Annotated in this window: 1 protein-coding gene; it reads left to right on the top strand. The window is 38.5% G+C overall.

Annotation, left to right across the window (positions count from 1 at the left end; all coding sequences use genetic code 11):
- The first annotated feature begins 251 nt into the window (after positions 1-251).
- Positions 252-464, top strand: a complete 213-nt coding sequence (locus A3757_RS04075) for a hypothetical protein (RefSeq protein WP_068553384.1) — start codon at positions 252-254, stop codon at positions 462-464.
- Positions 465-546: the final 82 nt, after the last annotated feature.

The following is a 546-nucleotide window of genomic DNA, read 5'->3' as shown; positions in this document are numbered from 1 at the left end:
ATTTCTAGTTTGCGAGTAATTTATTACATAGCAAGAGACCTTCTGTAATACGACAGGCAACCTCAACCTATCCCTTAATATTAGTTGGTTTTTGAAGATAAGCCTCAATTTGCATAAAAAAGGCAGTCTTTTAACTATACGTATAAAGTGACAAAGTACCTATAGCTTAGGGGTAAGTTAAGTAATCCATTGTTTTATAGACGTAATTCTCTTATGGTTAAGAAAATTATTCTGGCTTAGGAAGGTTATGTATGAGTGAACTGTCTCAAGAAGTATTGCAGGAATTTTCGGACCAAGTTGCCGAAATTTGTGAAAACATGCAATTGGAGCCAGATCAGATGCTAGACGCGATTGGCAGCACCTTTATTGGAGCCGTGCTTAGTTTTGGCAAAACCGATTATCGGGTAGAAGTCTCTGGAGTTGCCTCTGCAATGGTAGAAACGATTTTTGAAGCTGGGGATTGAGAGTAGAGCTAACTACAAAGTTTGCTTATAAGACCTTATGAAAGAGTATCCGACGACTGAAGGATGCGTACTTGATTGCTTG

It is taken from the genome of Oleiphilus sp. HI0117, assembly GCF_001635235.1.
This window is presented reverse-complemented; position numbering and strand designations above follow the sequence as displayed.